This is a genomic window from Echinicola strongylocentroti (assembly GCF_003260975.1).
Classification (GTDB): Bacteria; Bacteroidota; Bacteroidia; order Cytophagales; family Cyclobacteriaceae; genus Echinicola; species Echinicola strongylocentroti.
Window position 1 is genome coordinate 2946750 of sequence record NZ_CP030041.1, and the last position, 18284, is coordinate 2965033.

13 protein-coding genes are annotated in these 18284 nt (G+C 44.5%); 4 read left to right on the forward strand and 9 right to left on the reverse strand.

The annotated features are described in order from the left end of the window. Positions 1-64 precede the first annotated feature (64 nt). From DN752_RS11400 to DN752_RS11435, 8 genes are all read right to left on the reverse strand, one after another. Complete coding sequence (locus tag DN752_RS11400; protein ID WP_112784059.1) at positions 65-760, reverse strand: ion channel; 696 nt, start codon at positions 758-760, stop codon at positions 65-67. 118 nt (positions 761-878) lie between these two features. Then, positions 879-1676, reverse strand: coding sequence for a helix-turn-helix transcriptional regulator (locus DN752_RS11405; protein WP_245949511.1), 798 nt, complete (start codon positions 1674-1676; stop codon positions 879-881). A 201-nt stretch (positions 1677-1877) separates the two neighbouring features. After that, complete coding sequence (locus DN752_RS11410) at positions 1878-2183, reverse strand: ArsR/SmtB family transcription factor (RefSeq protein ID WP_112784061.1); 306 nt, start codon at positions 2181-2183, stop codon at positions 1878-1880. 781 nt (positions 2184-2964) lie between these two features. Beyond that, positions 2965-3393, reverse strand: a complete 429-nt coding sequence (locus DN752_RS11415; protein ID WP_112784062.1) for a hypothetical protein — start codon at positions 3391-3393, stop codon at positions 2965-2967. Positions 3394-3529: 136 nt separating this feature from the next. Further along, positions 3530-4045 carry a 5-(carboxyamino)imidazole ribonucleotide mutase gene (gene purE / locus DN752_RS11420; protein WP_112784063.1) on the reverse strand — a complete coding sequence of 172 codons (516 nt, stop codon included), beginning with the start codon at positions 4043-4045 and terminating at the stop codon, positions 3530-3532. Positions 4046-4048: 3 nt separating this feature from the next. Continuing rightward, a complete protein-coding gene (locus DN752_RS11425) occupies positions 4049-5188 on the reverse strand; it encodes a 5-(carboxyamino)imidazole ribonucleotide synthase (protein WP_112786512.1) in 1140 nt (379 codons plus the stop codon). Positions 5189-5979: 791 nt separating this feature from the next. Beyond that, a complete protein-coding gene (locus DN752_RS11430; protein WP_112784064.1) occupies positions 5980-6132 on the reverse strand; it encodes a lmo0937 family membrane protein in 153 nt (50 codons plus the stop codon). An 84-nt stretch (positions 6133-6216) separates the two neighbouring features. Then, complete coding sequence (locus DN752_RS11435) at positions 6217-7974, reverse strand: MutS-related protein (RefSeq protein ID WP_112784065.1); 1758 nt, start codon at positions 7972-7974, stop codon at positions 6217-6219. Positions 7975-8037: 63 nt separating this feature from the next. Between DN752_RS11435 and DN752_RS11440 the strand changes: the two genes are divergently transcribed. Further along, positions 8038-9204 carry a BamA/TamA family outer membrane protein gene (locus tag DN752_RS11440; RefSeq protein WP_245949512.1) on the forward strand — a complete coding sequence of 389 codons (1167 nt, stop codon included), beginning with the start codon at positions 8038-8040 and terminating at the stop codon, positions 9202-9204. A gap of 705 nt (positions 9205-9909) precedes the next feature. On the opposite strand, the gene DN752_RS11445 is transcribed toward DN752_RS11440, so the two are convergent. Continuing rightward, complete coding sequence (locus tag DN752_RS11445) at positions 9910-11685, reverse strand: arylsulfatase (RefSeq protein ID WP_112784066.1); 1776 nt, start codon at positions 11683-11685, stop codon at positions 9910-9912. Positions 11686-12832: 1147 nt separating this feature from the next. Between DN752_RS11445 and nrfH the strand changes: the two genes are divergently transcribed. The 3 genes from nrfH (at position 12833) to ccsA (ending at position 18164) form a co-directional block, all read left to right on the forward strand. Further along, entirely contained in the window at positions 12833-13483 is a 651-nt protein-coding gene (nrfH, locus tag DN752_RS11450; protein WP_112784067.1) for a cytochrome c nitrite reductase small subunit, read from the forward strand. Positions 13484-13487: 4 nt separating this feature from the next. After that, on the forward strand, positions 13488-14981 hold the full coding sequence (nrfA, locus tag DN752_RS11455; RefSeq protein ID WP_112784068.1) for an ammonia-forming cytochrome c nitrite reductase: 1494 nt from the start codon (positions 13488-13490) through the stop codon (positions 14979-14981). Positions 14982-15089: 108 nt separating this feature from the next. Continuing rightward, positions 15090-18164 (forward strand): cytochrome c biogenesis protein, encoded by a 3075-nt coding sequence (gene ccsA, locus DN752_RS11460; RefSeq protein WP_317048531.1) that lies wholly within the window; start codon positions 15090-15092, stop codon positions 18162-18164. The last annotated feature ends 120 nt before the right edge of the window (positions 18165-18284 follow it).

The window sequence follows — 18284 nt, forward strand, 5'->3', positions numbered from 1 at the left end:
TCATCATAAAAACCCTAATGATCCATGAACAATATAAATCAGAAACAGAGAAAACAATAACCTTTTATAATGATTTCTTGGCATTGATTCTGGAGGAGAATTTACTGATCAAAATCCCCACCAGCAAGACATTGTACAGCTGGCTGAGAACACCTAAAAAAGAAGTGGCCAGTTTGGTGGTATGAAAAGTAGGGGTAATGTCCCCAAAACCAATGGAAGTCTGAATCACCGAAGCGAAATAGACCAGGTCTATATAGGTCTTGGCCAATTTACTCGTATCCAAATTCGCAAATGATCCTTCATGATGGTAAAACATAAACTGGAGTAAAAAAACACTGATCTCCACCAACAGAAAATAACCACATCCTGCAGCAAATATAATATCGGCATTGACATAGCTCGGCCGGATCAAAAACTTCATGACTTCCCAAAATATCAAAGAGAAAAATGCAACGTACAATAAACTTAAGATCTGCATAAATACATCGTGATCTTGCAGAAACGAATGGGAGATGGGCAAAACAATCACCACCACTAGTAGAAAATTTTTAGTGAAAATTTTCCACCGCCCTTTTTCCCTAAATACCCCTACACTGGCCAATCCTAAAAACAAAGTGCTCAAGGGCCAGATAAAAAGGATGTAGATATTAAGATTTTCAAAAAATACACCTGAGTAAAGATTCACAATCAACGCAAAAATGAGTATTTCGTACTTTCTGCGTTCTAAAATCTGCGGTACATTTTTTAAGATCAGTTTCATTCAACTCCTTGGGCTTAATTATGCAAGAATAAAAAATATATCATTCATCTTCCCCAATAACTGTTTATCTTTTGCCTTGATTTTAGTATTCTTTACAAATTACCTATGAAAAAGTACTCTAAATAAGGCCTTCCATGACGCATTTGGAAACCAATTCTGCCATGCTAGGTAGTTTGGTTTTCTTTAAGATGTTTTTTCTATGGGTTCTCACGGTCAACTCTGATATGTTTAAAGCCTCTCCAATTTCCTTAGCACCAAGACCTTTTGAAAAATAAAAGATAATTTCTTGTTCTCTCTTTGTCAGGTCAGCACCAAACTTATTTAATGGCATCTCAAAAAGTGAATCATCAAACTCACCAGTACTACAATCCACATTATAATAAGACTTATTACCGTTCAGGCTAATGAACGATATGTGATCACTCTTGGCCACTCCTAAATAAGAAATATCCGTATGCACACTAAGTACATGTTCTATAGTGCCATTATCAGAGACTGAGAGGACATTGACCTGAAGTAGCATCGTCCGGTACCGATTATACCGATCCTTCATCCGATACATATACAAAACCTTGTAGAATGGTAGCTCATAAGGATCCTCAAATTTCTCCAAAAAATCTTGAAGCACCATTTCTTTCTTCCTTACAGACTCCATGTCTTCCGGGACAATCCACTCCAGTAAATCATTGATCTTAGCCCGCTCTGGATCCACGTCCATAAAGTTCTTCACATTGGGATGCACATATTCCATTTCTAAATTGTGCATGTTTAGAATAAAATAGAAAAAATCCCCGGGACTGAACAATGAAGCTATGTGCTTGATTTGCTGAATAGCCTGGTACGGCTGATGCTTCTGTAACCTCTCGGAATAACCTTCCTTCCACAAATCGATCAGACTACTTATACCTCTTTCCATAATCAACATCTCTGAACAAGGTGCAAAGATACTCTTTTTCTAAAAATAAGACTTTAGTTATTACTATAAGTATAATATGCAAAAAATATATAGAATAATTACATAGGTGGCCGTTTTAATAACCAATAAACGCTCTTCTATTACAAATTTTGCAAATCATATGTCCTAGCCTAGCCAAAAGTCAGGTTTAATCCATTAACATTACTTTTTTGATGTAACCAGCTCTTTTTGCCTATTCAGCCAAAAGCCATCAAAATAACCCATCCACTTCTTAAGGTCATCAAAGCCCTTTCCATTAAGATGGCAATATTTTTCACGGCCTTTTCTATGGACATGAATTAATCCTGCTGCATGAAGTAATTTTAAATGTTTGCTCACTGCTGGCCGGCTCATGTCAAAATTTCTGCTCAGTGAACTGATAGTATGGCTGCCCTGTGACAAAATAATCAACATCGCCCGACGATTAGGGTCTGCAATGGCTTTAAATGGATCAATAATAGCACTCATTTAGGAAGGTATCTATAGTAATTTTATTAAAAATAGGTAATTATTTGGTAACATTTAAATAAGTAACCAATTAATTACCTATTACAGGTTTCTATGCAGCCTTGCTATGGCGTATAGGCGATGCCAGATCAAATCCTATTTGGGGATTTTTCACCAATTGCTGTAGCCTAGCAAGTTCGCTAACAGCGAGCTTTTTTTACATTAGCTTGAGGCAAGATATTCGAACCAAAAACCCAGAAATGTAGCTATTAATCAGATATAAAGCCTAGTTATATATTTCCCCATGAACATGCCAAATTGGATAGGGCACATTGAATGAGCATCATTTTAGCTGGCCATATAAGCCACAGATGATATCACCTTCGCCGATGGAGCTAATGGCTATTTTCAGTATTATCAACAAACCTCCATTATTCAGATAAAAAGAAAATTTTGTGGATAAAAACCCTTACCAATTAACCAAAAAAAAGAGTTAAAACTGTAAGTTTTGTGAATAAAATATAAGTTATCCACAAGTGGTATAAATAAAGCCTAAAAAAGTATTCTCAACAATACTCCATCAGATAGTTAGTTGAATTAACCAATAAAACCCCTTGTCATCAGTATAGACAGAAGTCCAATTCTTTTCCTACACTCACTGGAGACTCCACTATTTTCAATAGCGACCTCACTATTGATCACCTAAGCTTATCGCTAGGACTCCCTTCACTCAACACCATCCTAGAAACGGCATTTTGGATTTATGAATCAGCAGTGCAAATAAAGGAGCTTCATAGAAGGCTCAGGTAAGCCAGTGTTTTTTGATACTGAAATTAGCCAACCAAACCAAAAATACAGCGATCACAATGACCATAATCGGCATCACTACAGCACCTGGCCCGTACACTTCGGTGGCCCTCGCTATAATAAGACTATGAAACATCTGAATGATGATCCCAATCAGGGAGAGGATAAGAATGAATTTTGCCCACTTTTTTCTCATCAATAAACCCACGCATCCTACCACACCTCCAAAAACGGCCACAGCAAAAGCAATTAATGCCCAAGTCGGGTAGGCAGCATACATTGCTTGCTCTTCGTCCGGAAGAGTAGCCAAGGTTTCTTCGGACATTCCAGTATGCATAAAAAAAGAACCCACTCCCACCAAATTCCATAGTAGCATCACACCGACCACTATCCAAAACCAAACAGGAACTCTCATTTTTTCCATAAGTCGATCATTTAAAGGTTGATAGTATCAGTTATAATTTACTAAAAATATGCATCTAACAACATAAAAAAGTGACATTAAAAAAATTTAGGTGCATTGTCCAAGGTGAAAATGCACCCAAAGTGGGGTAGGAATATTAATCTTCCAAGGTATCTTTCCAGCCTTTTAGCTCAACATCACGTGCGGTTTCCTCTACCTTTTCCCTCAATTCCTTCTTAAAGTTATCCATATTTTCGGCGACCTTGGCGTCATAAGCTCCTACCATAGATGCTGCGAGGATACCGGCATTTTTAGCGCCGTTGAGGGCCACGGTAGCTACAGGAATCCCTGCTGGCATTTGGAGGATAGACAAGATACTGTCCCATCCATCGATGCTATTGGAGGATTTGATCGGAACACCGATGACTGGCAGAGAAGTCAATGAAGCCACCATTCCAGGAAGATGGGCTGCCCCTCCAGCACCGGCGATGATGACTTTTATACCGCGCTGGCGAGCACTTTCTGCATAATCGATCATCCGTCTCGGGGTACGGTGGGCGGAGACGATCGTCAGCTCATAGTTTACGCCAAGTTCGTCCAAGGCTTTGGCTGCTTCTGACATGATGGGAAGGTCAGACTTGCTTCCCATGATGATTCCTACCTGTTTGCTCATAATTTATGCTTTTATCTTTATGCTTTCTTTGATTTTAAGGGCTTTGACTTTCAATGCCTCCACATTTTCTTCCAAAATAGTCACATGCCCCATTTTTCGGAAAGGCTTGGTGATTTTCTTACCATAAAGGTGGATATAGACACCTTTTTCTTTCATGGCCTCGTCCATTCCTTCCACTACTGCATCACCGGTAAACCCATCTTCTCCGAGGAGATTGACCATGGCTGCAGGCATCCGGAGGCCCGTGTCGCCCAGCGGCATGCCCATGACTGATCTTAAGTGCTGCTCAAACTGCGAAGTAAAATTAGCTTCGATCGTATGGTGTCCGCTGTTATGTGGCCTAGGGGCAATTTCATTGACCAGGATCTCGCCTGATTTGGTCACAAACATCTCCACCGCCAGGATCCCGATCATGTCTAATTTCAAAATAACATCCTTGGCCACTTTGATGGCCTTCTCACCGATCGCATCAGCTATCTGCGCAGGAGCAAATAAGAACTCCACCAAATTGGCGGTAGGGTGAAAGGCACATTCCACAGGTGGAAAAGCCACCAACTCCCCGTGTTCATTCCTGGAAACAATCACCGCAATTTCCTTTTCAAAATCGATCAACTTCTCCAATAAACTAGGCGCTTCGAAAGCCATGTCCAAATCCTCTTCGGATTTAAGCACTTGAACACCTCTTCCATCATAGCCTTCTTTTCCCAATTTATTCACGGCCGGCAAAAAATCGGCATTTGCCAGTACAGCTTCTTTGGTATCCGTCAGGATAAAATCCGCCGTAGGAATATTGTTTGCCTTATAAAACTGTTTCTGCTCGCGTTTATCTTGGATCAGGCGGATAATTTCTGGTTGAGGAAAAACCTTCTTTCCCTCTTTTGCCAACTGCTCTAGCGCTTCGGTATTCACATTTTCGATTTCTATCGTAATGATGTCGCACTGCTTACCAAAAGCATATACCGTATCATAATCCGTCAACTTGCCGTTGGTAAAGTCGTGGCAAATATGCTTGCAAGGTGCATTTTCATCTGGATCAAGGATATGGATATCCACGTTGTAGTTAATGGCAGATTGGATGACCATACGCCCCAGCTGGCCACCACCCACGATTCCCAATATTTTTTGCTGATAGTTATCTTGCACTTTTCCGCTGTTTTTTTGAAAATGATGCCCCAAAATTAAAACAAATTCTCCGTACCACGTACCTTCAGCCTATAATTTGTCCCTTTTAACCCCTCTTGGTCTACTAATTCTAGGTCTAAAATGGACATCGAGAGAGAATCGGCACCAGGGCAAACGCATTTAAAAAAAAATGTTCCTATTTGCATTTATATCTGCCGTTCCTACGGAACTTCCCCTTTTGTGTGTAATCATTTTTGGTGCAGGTTGTCACCTGCACCTTCTATATGACCCTCCGCCAAAGGCGGATGAGGCAGGATGCTCAGTGGCTAATGCATATTCAGGGTTTAACCTCAACCAAATCAACTAATCATTTTTTCAGCCCATCCCGCCATTCGGTAATATAGGCTACTGCGGTTTCCAATGTACAAATCGGGGCAAAGTGCCAGCAGCACGATAAATTTAGTAACCTGCGGATTCATCCGCAGGAGCTTAAGGTCTCCTCAACCTCCCGAAGGAGTGCCAGCGGCACGGATGATAGCTATGCCTACACGAAAACCGGAATTGTTACCAAGCTTTCATGTCTACGGCATGAGGCCCTTAAGATTATGGTAAAGATTTGGTGACACTCCTTTACAGGGTTTACATAAAACCACCCAATAGGTGGTTTGAGTTAAAAACTCAATGCTAGTGGCTCCGCAGCATAGCTGTCGGAACAACGGTATAAGTAATAAAGGTAACTTTTCCGCTTGATCCAAAAAAAAGTGCCAACCTCCATGAGACTGGCACTTCTTCGGTACTAGGCTTAGCTACTGCTAGACTGTCCTCCCACCAATTAGGCGGAACAATACAGCGATAACGGCAAGCACCAGTAAAATATGTATTAATCCTCCGACACTGTAAACGAAGGCACCAAATATCCATCCTATAACAAGAATCAATGCGATCAAATATAATAAAGAACTCATAACTATGGTCGTTTTAGTGAAACAATTGGTTTATAGGTATTTATAAACAATAGCTATGCCAAAACAACCAAAATTATGCATTTACTAAAAGCGAATCCCCATCAATTCCATCAATTTATGGGCATTAAAGCTCGGACAAGGCCCGTTTTTTATTTTATAATCAAAGAGGATTTCATTGTCTTTTATGTCGCTATGGAAACTATAATTGAGCAAACTAGGGATTTTATCAGCTAATTCAGCCAATTCGATATCATGGGTACTGATGATACCTTTACTTTGGCTATCGGTGAGCTGCCTGATCAGGGCCTCACTCCCCATGACCCGATCAGTAGTATTGGTGCCTTTGAGAATTTCATCCAACAAGTAAAACACCGGATACTGTTTTTCTGCTTGATCCAAAAGGCTCTTGATCCTCGCCAGCTCTGCATAAAAGGAGCTGACACTTTCTCCAAGGTTATCGGTATTGCGCATACTGGTAAACAGCCAAAAAGCCCCACTCTCAAAAGAACGGGCATAGGGGCTCACTCCGAGATTGGCCAAGACCATGTTGATTCCTACAGTACGCATAAACGTTGTTTTTCCGGACATATTGGATCCTGTCAGCAAAATGGTCTTATCGTCTTTTGTCAAGCTAAAATCATTGGCTACGCAGGCCTTCTGGAGCAACAGAGGATGTTTCAAACCCTTCACATTCAGCACTTTTTCCCGTGACCAATTTATCTGGCAGTCCAGCTTCTCCTCCTGTGTAAAGGCCGCCAAGGACACCATCACTTGCCATTCTTGAAAGACAAATTCCCACCGCTGTACTTTATCGGCATGCTTTCTTTTCCATTGCTCCAAAGAGAACAACACCACAAAATCCACCCAAAACAGGAGATTAAAAACCATGTACATCATGTTAACGCGGTTTTGGATCATAAAACTGCGCTGTTCCAGGGATCGTAGTGCCGCAGAGGCTCGGTATTTCCCTTCGAGAATAGGTTGCTGAAGTTCTCGCAAATAAGGGTCTTCAAAATCCAGTTCCTCAAGTTCACGTGCCCAGATCGTGAGGGTTTTCAGGTCTCCTTCATCTGGCATCCGCTTATATGCCGCCAAAAGCGGCTTGAAAATAAATCCAAGAAACCCTAATCCTACTAAAATCCACAACAACAAATAACCTAGTGACCAGCCCAGGTATAACCAGCCAACCAAAAAGGCGATACCACCAAGGGGCCCAGCAACCATTGGAATCCAATAGAAACCTTTCCATTCTCCGGGAGTTTTCAACCAACCATAAAAAGGGTCCTTGGACCTTTCTTCCTTGATAAAGGCTTTTCCGATGGCCTCAAAATTTCGAAGAAAGGCAGTAAAACCAGAAAGTTCCTTTACCGCAGAAAACCGCCTCTTGGCCTGCTCAGGATCCACCGGAGATTTCATCCACGTAGCCAACAGCTTCTTTCCACCTTCTCCAACAGTATGGTTCAGCAATTGGAAAAGGGAATGCTCCCCAAACAGGTCCAAATCATTACAAAATGGATGGTGCTTATCTTTAAATTCTTCTCCTGGTTCAAATTCCCTTAACTTTCTGTCCTTCCTCCAGCTACTTTCCTCCTCCATCTTTGCTACCATTTGCAGAAACGACAGCCGGTCCTTCTGTAGGTTAAAAAGCAAAATCAAATAAATGAATAGGCCGCACATTGGAAAAAACACCAACATCAACCAACGAATTTCTGTTAGGCCCACTATCGCCAAGGCCAAAATTGAAAAAAACAACAGGATTCTCGCCAAGGACAAACTGGCCATTTTCCGTTTACAAACGCGGAGCTCTTGTGTAATATCTGCAGTTTCGAGGTTTAGCTTCATGACCCAAATATAAAAGCTTTTGCATATTGTAAATGCCTTATGCTCGGATATCCTTATCTTAACATGAATCTTTCAACACGATTTCAAGGATCCTTGTTTTACAACAAGCATAAAAACCACTGTAAAACCACGCTATTGATGGACATGAAAAAACCACTTCAGCTCTTGCCTGTACTATTGTTATTGCTCCTCTTTGCACCAGGCCAATTATCCGCGCAACAGGATACTACCCAAGGGTCCACTAAAACCGACAGTACCAAAAAGGTGGATTTCAGTTTGATGCCCTTTCTTAGCTATAACCGGAATTTGGAGTTGATGCTTGGGGTGATCCCAATGATGATGTACAAGCTGGACCAGACAGACAGCATTTCACCCAAGTCCCTCTCGGGACTATCGGCCATCTACACGACGAATGGTTCCTTCTTTGTGGCGGGGTTTAACAGGTGGTACTTTAAAGAAGATCGATGGAGGGCAAGTCTTTTTGCCTTGACAGGTGATAATAACTCCCAATTTTATATGGACGACATCGACTCGCCAGGGTTTTACGATTATGGCACCAAGACCACCATAGTGAGTGTGGGCATCCAAAGAAAAATCATCGATAAATTCTATGGTGGTATCACGTACACTTATTCCCATTATGATACCCAATACGAGGATGATGTCCAGCCTCCTTCCACCACCGAGACCAATGGCCTAGAGGTCAACCTCCTGCTGGACACCAGAGATGCGGTCTATTATCCCACCAAAGGCAGACGGTCCCGCTTACGCTGGATCACTTACCCTGAAGGCCTTGGCAACGAGGTGGAAGCCAATAAAATACTCTCTGAGTACAATCATTACTTTTCCGTTCACGACGACAGGGATGTTATTGCCGCTCGCTTTGCTGGTAAATTTGGCCTAGGTGACATAGCCTTCGAGCAGCAAGTGACAGTCGGCGGCAAAGATATCCGGGGTTATTCCCAAGGGAAATACCGTGGTGATGGCCTGATGTCCCTGCAAGGTGAGTACAGGTATAATTTTAATGAAAAAATGGGCTTGGTAGGCTTTGCCGGGATGGCTACCATATATGGCTCAGACACCGATAGCTTCAACTGGAAGCTCTACCCCGGAGCAGGCGTGGGCTACCGCTACCGCGCCTTCAAGACCGTCAAGTTCAATATCGGCCTGGATGCAGCCGTAGGCAAGGACGACTGGGGCGTTTACTTCCGAATAGGCGAGTCTTTTTAACCCCACCTGTTGTTCCGACAGCTGTGCTGCGGGACCACCAAAAATTGAGTTTTTAACTCAATACCACTTATAAAAGTTATATTTTGAAGTATGATGTATGTATAACAACATAGGAACATAGGGCACAATAGGGGCATAGGCAGCTAATCAGCCATGTCGGGTATCTCCCTCGTCCTCATGAGGGTGATCAGAAAGTCCCTTTTAGGGGATTTAGGGGTATCCGGTTGTTCCGACAGCTGTGCTGTGGAACAACCTAAAATTGAGTTTTTAACTCAATACCACTTACAGAAGTTATACTTTGGAGTATGATTTATGGGTAACAACATAGGAACATAGGGCACAATAGGGGCATAGGCAGCTAATCAGCCATGTCGGGTATCTCCCTCGTCCTCATGAGGGTGATCAGAAAGTCCCCTTTAGGGGATTTAGGGGTATCCGGTTGTTCCGACAGCTGTGCTGCGGAACCACCTAAAATTGAGTTTTTAACTCAATACCACTTACAGAAGTTATACTTTGGAGTATGATGTATGTATAACAACATAGGAACATAGGGCACAATAGGATGAATCAGCCGCTGCCTTATGCGGGAACAGTAAGAAGCCACTAAGGCACCAAGACACTAAGTATTTTGGAAAGTAATTGGCCAAGTACGCAACAACCCCAATTCATTCCCCGTTGTGACTTCGAGACTTTGGGGCCATTGGCTCATTCAGAGAGGGTATTATTTTCTACCTCCACCCAGAAAGGAAAGATCCGTTTGCCATTATGGCTATAAAATGGGATAAAGTCACCTTCCATTTCCTCCAACGTTACATTATCCATGACGATCCATTCTCCTTTGGACGGGTTTTCCATACGAAATACGCGTGGTCCTACCTCAAGGGTCATTTGACCTCCTTCTGGTACCGGGTTTAGAAATCGAAACTTCATGGTATAAGTACCCGGCTGTGCATTCACGTACCACTTTCCATAAATATCTTCTTGGCTCCAAATACCACGATCACCACCCGCATCATTTCTGTTGAGTATAGAAGGGTTTTCCGCTGCACTGCCGATTACGATCGGGGGCTGGTGAAGAAGATGGGGCGATTGAATTAGCTCCTGATAAATACTGTCCATGGCTCCTTTCAGCAATTTTGCCTTTGCGGGGTTTTCAAGGGTAACATTGTTGAATTCACCCTGATCAGTCCCTATCTCGAAAAGCTCAAAATCCTTCCAAGAAGCATCATAATCTGCATGGCCTACAAGTTTAAATTCACCTTGCTGCACGGCCATATTTTGGTAAAGCTCTGGATACCTTCTGGTCCAATAAAAGAACAACGGCCTATCGGCCCAATCCACCGCGTCTCCATTTATCAGTGGCACCAGACTTTTTCCATCTATTGTCTTGTCTGCTGGTAGTGGTACTCCGCAGAGTTCGGCCAGCGTAGGCATCACATCCATGTGCACTCCCGAGGTGCTGACAGTGGTATTCCCGGAATATTTGGCTGGATACCTCATCAAAAAAGGTGTCCTGACCCCTCCACGGTAAACAGTAGCTTTTTTTCCACGCATCCCTGACAGGTAGCGATAATGCTGGGGACCATTGTCCGTCATAAAGATCACGATGGTATTCTCTTCAATCCCCCAATCACGTAGCTTGTCAAAAACCTTCCCGAGGTTATCGTCAATGTTTTCCACCATGGCATAGACTTTTCTGGCGGCCTCTTTGTCCTCTTCAGTCATCTCCGGAAACTCGCCCTTGCCCGAATCAAAGCCAGCTGTCGGGTCGATATCTTTGTATTTTTGGTAGTATTTATCAGGCACCTGCAAAGGCGTATGGGGAGCATTGAATGACAGATAACAAAAGAAGGGTTCTTGCCCTGATTTGAGGGAATTCTCCATAAAATCAATGGCTTCACTGGCAAAAATATCGGAGCAATACCCTTGGTAAGCTTCCTTACGGCCATTATGCCATAGCACAGGATCGAAATAGCTCCTGTCTCCTTTAAAATAGGTAGTGACATCCCCCACCTGTCCCATCCCACCAGAAAGGTGAATGACCGATTCATCGAATCCCTGATCCACGGGGCGTGATGGATAGTTGTCTCCAAGGTGCCACTTACCAAAAATACCCGTTTGGTACCCTCCTTGTTTCAGCATTTCGGGAAGGGTGATTTCTTCAGTCGCCATTATTGCACCACCATTATAGGTGTCACGGATACCCGTCCGCAGCGAATACCTGCCCGTCATAAGACTCGCTCGGGTAGGAGCACAGACCGGCGAAACATAAAACTGATCAAAATAGGTACTCTCTTCCTTCAGCTGATCCAAATGCGGCGTATGGACAAGGTGATTACCTGTGAAGCCAAAATCGCCAAAGCCCTGGTCATCGGTCATGATCAAAATCACATTGGGCCTTTCTGCCCCTTGGGCCATCACTTTTCCCACCAGAAAACTAAAAAAAACGCCGCTTACAATGGTAAATAATATTGTCTTCATGTCATGATTTTATATCCAAGATAGTTATATAATCTGTTTTCATAAAACCGTCAATTATATCGACTAGGGCAAACGCATTTAAAAAGTATCCCAGTTTGAATATATCTGCCGTTCCTAGGGAATTTAGCTTCATATCCTTTATCGGACTTTTCTACTTTTCCCCCCGAAAGCTTTCGGGACAGGCTATTGATGAAAAAAGAAAGAAAAAAATCTAGGCCAGTGGTATTCCTTTTAAAATGGAACATGGATTTACCCTGCGACGGGGATCTGTCACCCATTTTAATTTCCACCCGATAGCTACGGCCTAAAAGCGAGTGGGTCTCGCTGTTTCACGACGCGAGCCAACTCCCCTTCTTAACGGCCTCCACCATTGACTGGAAAACAGACATACCAAGGGCCGTCAAAAGGAAGCGACACCTTTTGTGGACTCAATAGGATCCATAATTATGGCTCAACCTTTTAATTAAGAAATATGCCACTACATGGAATAATGATATTAATTTATCCAAAAGAAACTTATTAATTGGATCCGCCTTGCAGGTATTGGGCGTTAAGAAATTAAAAAGCGGGCGGGCAATAAGGCAGGCATGTTTGACGAAATGCTGCCCAAGGAAAAAATATAAAACCCGTATTTTCCAGATACACACTAACTAAACGGCATTGATTCTAGGTTAAACTTATCTAAGCCATTCTCCCCACTTGGGCAGATAGGTGCGGTGGATTATTTGTCCTTTAGACCAACTGATGCTCGTGCTCTTTCAGTATTTGCCGGGACAGGCTGTTGCTATTTCTAATGTACAAACTGCGGTAAAGTGCCAGCGGCATGATAAATTTAGTAACCTGCGGATTCATCCGCAGGAGCTTAAGCTCTCCTCAACCTCCCGAAGGAGTGCCAGCGGCACGGATGATAGCTGCCATACACGATAAAACCCATTTGATACCTTCAATGTCTTTGCACACGAAATCAAGTGATTTATAATTATTAAAGTATGATTTATGTCATTATTACTAATTTAAGCCAAAGTTTAATGGAAAATTACTAATAACTTTTACTATTTGCAGTAGAGATTTACTATCTTGATAAAGCTATTACGTCAAATGCCCAATCAGATGGGTAAAACATTTTTTTTAACATAAAGCAGGAACCATGGGTTTTTGGCAAACCACAAAACGAACACTGTTTCGGTGGAAACTTATTCCACCACATCGTTGGCGGAGACCGGCTATCATGCTGGTGGCTGCCATCGTGGGGTTGGGGATCTATGTCCTCAAGCTCAGCAATGCTGCCTCCTACCTTTCGGATGATCCCCAAGCCTGTGTCAACTGCCACCTGATGACACCCCAGTACATCACGTGGACTCACAGCTCCCACAGGGAAGTGGCCCATTGCAATGATTGCCACGTGCCCCATGACAATGTCTTCAACAAGTACTTCTTCAAGGCAAAAGACGGGCTTTACCACGCATCCATCTTTACGCTAAGAAAAGAGCCAGAGGTCATCAGGGCTTTGGCACCTTCGCAGGCAGTGATCCAAAGTAACTGCATCCGGTGCCACCAAGATCAGGTCACCGACGCCAGAATGACGGCCACTATCGCCAACCACAAAGAAATGCGTACAGACCGTACTTGCTGGGAATGCCACAGGGATGTTCCCCATGGCAAGATAAAAAGCCTCTCTTCTGTAGGCTACCAAATCGAGCCTATCAAAGAATACGCTCCCAAAGACATGGAGGTAATACCTGCATGGCTAAAATCCTCTATGCAAAAACAAAACACTCAAAACGAATCAAACGACTAGGGCTATGAAAAACTGGATTCTCTTTTTAATCACGGCAGTAGTGGTCTTCTTATTGGCCATGTTGGCCTATTCCATTATGGACAGAAAAAACGAAGCCAAATACGCCTATCAGCCAAAAGTGGAAATTGGGAACATAGAACCCCGAGATTCCATCTGGGGGCTGAACTACCCCAGGCAATACCAGTCTTATATGAAAACCAAGGACACCAGTTTTCATAGCATGTACAATACTTCTGGGCATGTCGCCGTGCTGGAAGAAGATCCAGAGCTCGTAATCCTCTGGGCAGGATATGCCTTCAGCAAGGAATACAACCAGCCCAAGGGACACGCCCATGCGGTAGAGGACATCCGTCAGATACTCCGGACAGGTGGCCCCATGGAACCGGGAGAAGGCCCTATGCCCAGCACGTGCTGGACCTGCAAAAGCCCCGATGTACCCCGACTGATGAAAGAAATCGGTGTGACAGAATTTTACAGTAAAAAATGGTCTGACCTCGGAGCCGAGGTAATCAACCCGATCGGCTGCGCAGATTGCCACAACCCCGAAACCATGAACCTGACCATCACACGCCCAGCACTCGTGGAGGCTTTTGAAGCCATGGGAAAAGATGTCAATGCGGCAAGCCACCAGCAAATGCGTAGTCTTGTATGCGCCCAGTGTCACGTGGAATATTATTTCGACAAAGACGCACCCGATAAAAAAGGTGCCCAATACCTGACCTTCCCGTGGAAAGACGGTATGGACGTCGAATCCGTCGAATCTTACTACGACAAGTTGGACTTCGCTGACTGGGTACACCCGATCAGCAAAACCCGCATGCTGAAAGCCCAGCATCCGGATTATGAACTCTTCTCCCTTGGAGTACATGCCAAAAGGGGTGTATCCTGTGCCGATTGCCACATGCCCTATAAGACTGAAGGTGGTCAGAAATTTACTGACCACCACATCGGCTCTCCACTGAGCAATGTGGAAAACTCCTGTTTCGTCTGCCATCGAGAGAAGAAGGAAGACCTCATTACCGATGTCTATGATCGCCAACGCACCATCAAAAAGGGCTCTCAAAACCTCATGAGGCTCATCGCCAAAGCCCATATCGAAGCAGGCAAAGCTTGGGAACTAGGTGCGTCGGAAGAGCAGATGAAGCCTATCCAAGAAGGAATTCGTCATGCCCAGTGGCGATGGGACTATGCCGTGGCTTCTCACGGAGCGGCCTTCCATGCCCCATTGCCGACTAGCAGCATCGTCACCTCGGGAACTTCCATCATCGAAGAATCCCGGCTCCAATTGGCCAGGCTCTTGGCCGACTTGGGACATAATAAACCCGTGGAAATGCCGGACTTTAACGACACCGAAGCCCTCCAAGCGTATATCGGCCTGGACATGGAGAAGGAGCGCGCAGATAAAGCGCAGTTTCTCCAAGAGGTCGTTCCTAAATGGCTGGAAGAAGGCAAAAAAAGAGAGGCCGGCTACTCGATAGAGATGATCTCCAATGAATAACCGTAAATCCCCAAAAAACCCGTTATTCATTTCCAAAACCCATTATACCATTGCTAAAGTAATTACTTCTCTATGCGATTTTTAAAGTTGCTGGTATCAAGCAAGTTCATGCTTCTTTTACTGCTTACTTTTGCCACCGCCATGGCAGTGGCCACATTTATGGAAAATGACTTTGGTACGGCGGTAGCCTGGGCCGTTATCTACGAATCGTGGTGGTTTGAAATGGTCATGGTCCTGCTCGCCGTCAACTTCATCGCCAATATCAAAAGGTATGGTTTGTTTAGCCGTCAAAAATGGCCTATCGGACTATTTCATGTGGCCTTTATTGTGGTGATCATTGGTGCGGGCATTACCCGGTATTTTAGCCATACGGGCACCATTCATATCCGAGAAGGGCAAGCCCAAAATGTTTACTATACCCAAGAAAAATACTTACAGGTACAACAAAACGATCCGAACAATTCACTGCATTTTCAAAAACCCTTCAAGCTCACCAGTCAAACATTCCGCCCACAAGAAGTAGCTTTGCCCAATAGCGATGGCCTGAAAATCCGGATCAGCGATTTTATTCCTCACGGCCGTCCAACATTTCAAAAAGGAGAGGAGGATTACCTGGACATTGCCCTCACCCTAGGCGAAGGCCGAGAAGATATCATCTTGCCCATCGGCAAAAGCCTCCCCATGAAGGAGCTTCACCTGGCCACCCAACCACAAGCAGCCCACCCCATCAAAATCTATAAAGGTGACAGCAGCTGGATGATCAGCACTGATGTGCACCTCCAAGTCATGCAGATGAGCAACCAAAACCTAGGCGTCCTCCATGCTGGGGAAACCAAGCCCCTTAAGCTGCGGAGTCTCTACCAATGGGAAAATGGCGCTTTCCTCATCAAGGCTACACATGAAGACAGCCAACTGGCCTATAGGGAAGAAAAAGATCCGAAACTGGCCGAGCAGCTCCCCGATGTGGTGACCTTAGAAGTACTGGACAAAACCGGAAATCTCCTCCAAAAGAACCACGTACAACTGGTAAAGCTTAACCCCACATGGAACCACTTCACTTATCAAGGTAAAAACTACCAATTTACCTACGGACCTAAAGCCCAGCAGTTGCCTTTTTCTTTGTACTTGAAGCACTTTGATATGCAACGCTATCCTGGTAGCCAGAGCCCCTCCAGCTATGCCAGTGAGCTAATTGTGGAAGATGGGCAGCAATCCTTTGATTTTAGGATATATATGAACAATGTACTCGATCACGGTGGCTACCGCTTCTACCAAGCCTCTTACGACACGGATGAGCAGGGGACAGTACTCTCCATCAATCAGGATAAACTGGGCAGTACATTGACCTATATCGGCTATTTCCTGCTTGGCTTGGGGATGTTCTTCACCCTTTTTACACTCAACAGCCGCTTTCAGTACCTTAACAAGCACCTCCAAAAAATCAAAAACGTCGCAACCCTGCTGCTGGTCTTCGTGAGTGGTGCCAGTATCGCTCAGGAAATGTCCAAAACGGCGGAATGGGTGGTGCCTGAAACGCAGGCCAACCGCTATGGGCAATTGGTCGTTCAGGATTTGGACGGCAGAATGAAACCATTGGGCACTCTGGCCAATGAAATCATCCGTAAACTGAACGGCAAGTCCTCCATCGCACTGGACGAAGGACAGCTGGAACTAAGCCCAGAGCAATTTCTGCTGGCCATGCAGATGTACCCAGAAATGATGGGTAGCCTTCCGATCATCAATATCGATGAACAAAAAGGCCTTCATATCTATGAGGCCTTGAAATTGCCCCCTTCGGGCAAAGTGAGTTTTTTGGATTTTGTGGATGATGAAGGTCAGTATAAGTTGCAGACCATGGTAGAAAAAGCCAATCTCCTCAAACCATCCGAGAGAAATGAAGGCGACAATGAACTCCTCAAAGTAGATGAGCGATTTAATATTTTCTTCGGACTGCTATCCGGTGATTTTCTCAAGCTCTTCCCCAACCGGCTGGATGAAAACCACACTTGGTTTACCCGGGACAATTCCACCCAAAACTTCCCGGAAGAGGATATACAATTTGTCCGTTATATTACCGGAATTTATCTAGAGGGACTACAGCAAGGGCTGGAAACTGATAATTGGCAAAAAGCCAATGAGTCCCTCGAATACATCGACTTGTACCAGCGCAAAGCAGGCGAAGCGGTCTATCCCTCTGACAGCCGGTTACAGGCCGAGCGTTTTTATAATAAACTCAGCCTTGGCAATCGGCTGTTTGGCGTATTCTGGTTGCTGGGGATTTTCATGATGGTAATAGCCATCTGGCAGACTTTTACCGAAAACAAGTGGACCAAAAGGCTCTGGAGAGCAGGAATGGTATTGAGTGGGTTGGGCATGCTTGCCTTCACCTTTCATCTAGGTCTCCGCTGGTACATTGCGCAGCATCCTCCTTGGAGTGATGGATTCGAAATGCTCGTATTTGTGGGCTGGGGAGTTTTGCTTTTCGGGCTGCTCTTTTCACGAAAGTCCAGGTTTACAGTACCACTAGGACTGCTATTTTCGGGTACATTGCTATTCGTGGCCTTTCTGGAATGGCTCAATCCGGAGATCACCAACCTCATGCCTGTGCTGCATTCCTACTGGCTCAAGATCCATGTGGCGATCATCGTAAGCAGCTACGCACCCTTGGCACTCGCCGCTGTCATGGCCTTGCTCAGCATGATTTTGCTGATTTTCTCCCCGAAAAGCCCCCTTGCCAACTGGTGGAGAAGCCTGCTGGAGCTGACCATTGTCAATGAAATGGCCATTACCATTGGGCTGTTTTTGCTCACCATCGGCACCTTCTTGGGCGGCGTCTGGGCCAATGAAAGCTGGGGACGCTACTGGGCTTGGGACCCAAAGGAAACTTGGGCGCTGATTTCCATTCTCGTGTATGCCAGTGTGCTTCATTTGAGGTTGATTCCAGGACTAAAAAACTTCATGGTCTACCAGCTGGCCAGTCTATGGGCATTTGCCTCCATTGTCATGACATCCTTCGGGGTCAACTATTACCTTTCTGGCTTGCACTCCTACGCCAAAGGCGACCCCGTGCCCATTCCATCGTGGGTGTATTGGTGCGTGGCCATATTGTTGGTCATTTCCATCGGGGCTATTTTACGGTACAAAAACTTCCCTGCCACCGTAAAGTCATACCTCAAAGTCTAACGTCTCATCGCCGCTCTTGATCCAGCTGAGCTTTTCTCTGCGCAGCCTGCTTGAGGATGGTCTTTATTCATTGGGCGACTATTTTTTGTGCTAAATTCCGCGGTGATTTTCACCTCTTCA